The following is a 3728-nucleotide window of genomic DNA, read 5'->3' as shown; positions in this document are numbered from 1 at the left end:
TTCGAGACGGCGTACGCGCATTTGGAGGCGATTCTGGTGGAACTGGGGCAGAAGGTGCTGAGGGGACAGACGATTGCGCGGTCCGGGCGCAGCGGCAATGCGACCGGGCCGCATCTGCATTATGAGGTGCGTGTCGACGGGCATCCGGTCGACCCGCGACCCTACTTGCCGTGACGAACCGTGACGCCCGCGGCTTGGTGGTGTTACACTCGGGTTTCGCGGCGGGCGAACGGGGAAAAGGAGGAAAATGATGGCAATCCTCTCGATCCTGACCGCGGTAGCACTGACGGCGCCGCCCAGGCTGCAGCCGCTCGCGCTGGAACCGCTGCCGCTGGGCAGCATTCATCCGCAAGGCTGGCTGGCGCGGCAACTGCGCATCCAGGCGGACGGCCTGAGCGGGCATCTGGACGAATTCTGGCCGGATGTCAGGGATAGCGGCTGGATTGGCGGCAAGGACGAGGGTTGGGAGCGCATGCCGTACTGGCTGGACGGCGTCGTGCCGCTGGCGTATTTGCTTGACGACCCGGCGCTGAAGGCAAAGGTCGAGCAGCATCTGGATTATATCCTGACGCACCAGCAGGAGGACGGGTGGCTCGGCCCCGAGAAGAGCGAATCGCGCAGCGGCAAATACAAGCCGCGCGACCCGTGGCCGCCGTTCGTTATGCTCAAAGCGCTCATGCAATACCAGGAGGCGACGGGGGACAGCCGGGTCATTCCCGCGATGCTCCGGTTCTGCCGCTGTCTCGATGCGCAAATGGACCAGCGGCCTTTGTTCGACTGGAACAAGTCGCGCTGGCAGGACCTCGTAGTGAGCCTGCAATGGCTCTATGACCGGACCGGCGAGGCGTTCCTGCTGGACTTGGCGCGGAAAGCGCACGACCAGGGCTATGACTGGGTCGCGCACTTCGGAGATTTGCCGTTCAAGGAGAAGGCGGACAAGTGGCGGTTCGAGAGCCACGTGGTCAACCACGGCATGGCAGTCAAGACGGCAGGCGTCTGGTACCGCCAGACCGGCGACCCCGCCTTGCGCGAGGCCGCGCTGCACGCCATCGCGGAACTGGACCGGTACCACGGCACGGCTACGGGCATTTTCACGGGCGACGAATGCCTCGCGGGCAAGATGCCGTCCCAAGGCACGGAACTCTGCGCCGTGGTCGAATACATGTACTCCCTCGAAGTGCTCAGCGTCATTCTGGGTGACGTTGGCCTGGCGGACCGGCTCGAGCGGATTGCGTTCAATGCGCTGCCGGCCACGTTCAAGCCCGACATGTGGGCGCATCAATACGTGCAGCAGGCGAATCAGGTGGTCTGCAAAGTCAGCCCCGAGCGGGTTTACACGAACAACGGGGAAGAGGCGAACCTGTTCGGCCTTGAACCGAACTACGGGTGTTGTCTTGCGAACATGCACCAAGGCTGGCCGAAATTCGCCGCGCACCTCTGGATGCGCACGCCCGACGGCGGGCTCGCCGCCGTGGCGCTTGCTCCGTCGGAGGCCAAACTCGCGATAGGCGAGGCATCCGCGACCGCTACGCTCGATACGGCGTATCCTTTTGAGGGCGAGCTGCGTTTTACGATAGCGGTGGACCGTCCGGCTGCGTTTCCTTTCCTGGCGCGCGTTCCGGCATGGGCGGACGGCGCGACCGTGCAGGTGGGCGACGGGGCCGCGGCGCCGGTGAGCCCCGGAGCGTTCCATCGCGTGGAACGCACGTGGGAAGGCCGCACCACCGTTGTGCTGCGGCTGCCTATGCGCGCGCAGGTGGAGCGGCGCTACCACGAGAGCGCGGCCATTTCGCGCGGTCCGCTGGTCTATAGCCTCAAGATCGGCGAAAACTGGGTGCGATTGCGTGGCGAGGAGCCGCACGCGGACTGGGAGGTGTTCCCCACGACGTCCTGGAACTATGCGATCCAGTTGAACCCCGCCGCGCCGGATTTCGGTATCACCTTCGAAACGCGTCCGGTCGGGGATTGCCCCTTTTCGCCGGACGGCGCGCCCGTGCTGGCGCGCGTTCCGGGGCGGCTGTTGCCGGAGTGGACGCTGGAACGCAACGCCGCCGCGCCGCCGCCGCGCAGCCCCGCGGCATCGGTTCAGCCTCTTGAAACGCTGACATTGATTCCCTACGGCTGCACGAATCTGCGCGTCACGGAATTCCCGGTGCTGGGTGATGGGTCCTGAGCCGCGACACAATCCTTCGAGCCTGGTGTGAGCGATGCCTGACCATGAATTAGCCGAAACGCAGCGGGCGCTTGAGAGCCGCTGGGGCATGAAGCCGCCGCTTGGGGCGAACGATGCCCTAAGCCGCAAGCTCTTGCTCGAGGCCTTGGCGGAACGTATCCGCTGGCTTTTCGAACATGACTACAACCGCCTGCTCACGGGGCTGTATCTGCTCGACGTGAATGAGTCGCTTTACAGGAGCGCGCTGGCGCAGCCGGATTTGCAGGCCAAGGCTCTGGCCTTGGCGGAGATCATTCTGGAGCGGGAGACGCGGCGGGTGCTGACGTGGCTGAAGTACGCCACGCAGCGGGGCGGTGCGCCGGCGGCGCCGCTGATCGACCGTGACGGGCCGCCGGAAACGGAATAATCCGCCTGGTCTGAGAAGGTGCCTGGGGTGGTCGTTTCGTGGTAGGGTGTAGGTGGCAGTGTCTTTGGGGGGGCGGGCGTACAAGACGCCTTGCCGGGGTGCGTATGATGGCCACCCTAACGCGCAGAGTGCGTCGCGAGGAGTTTGGACAGTATGCTTGCTATGCTGCTCTTAGGCACGTGCTGCCTGGAAGTGGCCGTATATTTGGGCGTGCTGTTGCTGGCGGGCGCGTGGACGCGCTTTTCCTCCCTCGAATTGGCGGCGGTCGTTGCCGCAATCTATGTCTGCATGCGGCTGGCGGTTATCTTGCTGTGTTTTTTTCTGGCCTGGGTTTTCCGTTCGCCGCGCCCCCGGGAAATGAAGTTGACGCTCACGGGTGCGGCGTGCCTTGTTCTGGGAGAATGCCGGGCCTTCTTCCTCACGTTCTTCCTGTACATCCCGTTTGAAATACTGTTGCAGCGGCGCGACCCGGCGGGACCCTGTCCCGACGGCCAGCTTCCCGTGGTTCTGGTTCATGGCATCTTCTGCAATGGCGGGTACTGGCGGCCGCTCATCCGCTATCTGCACAAACGCGGGATTACACACTGTTACGCGATCAATCTTGAGCCGCCGCTTGCCAGCATCAACCGCTACGCGCGGGACCTGGCCCAATACGTTGAGGATGTGTGCGCGGCCGCCCGGGCGGAGAAGGTCGTTGTGGTTGGCCACAGCATGGGAGGCCTGGTCGGGCGGGCCTACGTGCAGCGGTATGGGGGCGAAAAGCGCGTGGCGAGGCTGGTGACGGTCGCCACGCCGCACCGCGGCACCTATCTCGCCTATTGCTCCGCGGGCCAGAACGCGCAACAGATGCGCCCGGACAGTGCGTGGCTCGAGGCCCTGAACGCGGAGCCACCGAAGCCGGTGCCGATTGTGAGCATATCGAGCATAGACGACAGCATGGTGGCCCCGCAGGACAGCGCGCAGTTGCCCGATGCGCGCAATCACATCCTCCACTCCTTGGGGCATATTGCCGTCCTGTACGCGCGCCGCGTGCATGAATTCGTCTATCACGAGATCGGGGAAGCCCGCGCCGCGTCCTGACACCGTATTGCGAAAGCAGGAACCGGCGGTGCGGGGAGGGGGCCCGGGTTTTGTTCGTGGCTGCGGCCG

Annotated in this window: 4 protein-coding genes; all 4 read left to right on the top strand. The window is 64.9% G+C overall.

Annotation, left to right across the window (positions count from 1 at the left end):
• Positions 1-174: M23 family metallopeptidase (locus KA184_13170; GenBank protein MBP8130523.1), on the top strand; the 174-nt coding region annotated here is incomplete at its 5' end.
• Positions 175-250: 76 nt separating this feature from the next.
• Positions 251-2173: a glycoside hydrolase family 127 protein gene (locus KA184_13165; protein ID MBP8130522.1), complete on the top strand. Its 1923-nt coding sequence runs from the start codon at positions 251-253 to the stop codon at positions 2171-2173.
• 34 nt (positions 2174-2207) lie between these two features.
• Positions 2208-2579, top strand: coding sequence for a hypothetical protein (locus KA184_13160; protein MBP8130521.1), 372 nt, complete (start codon positions 2208-2210; stop codon positions 2577-2579).
• A gap of 153 nt (positions 2580-2732) precedes the next feature.
• Positions 2733-3659: an alpha/beta fold hydrolase gene (locus KA184_13155; GenBank protein ID MBP8130520.1), complete on the top strand. Its 927-nt coding sequence runs from the start codon at positions 2733-2735 to the stop codon at positions 3657-3659.
• The last annotated feature ends 69 nt before the right edge of the window (positions 3660-3728 follow it).

It is taken from the genome of Candidatus Hydrogenedentota bacterium (assembly GCA_018005585.1).
In the GTDB taxonomy this organism is placed as follows: Bacteria; Hydrogenedentota; Hydrogenedentia; order Hydrogenedentales; family JAGMZX01; genus JAGMZX01.
This window is presented reverse-complemented; position numbering and strand designations above follow the sequence as displayed.

Bases quoted from the DNA above. Each gene is read 5' to 3' on its own strand.
- KA184_13155 (MBP8130520.1), top strand. From the start codon at position 2,733: ATGCTTGCTATGCTGCTCTTAGGCACGTGCTGCCTGGAAGTGGCCGTA.
- KA184_13160 (MBP8130521.1), top strand. From the start codon at position 2,208: ATGCCTGACCATGAATTAGCCGAAACGCAGCGGGCGCTTGAGAGCCGC.
- KA184_13165 (MBP8130522.1), top strand. From the start codon at position 251: ATGGCAATCCTCTCGATCCTGACCGCGGTAGCACTGACGGCGCCGCCC.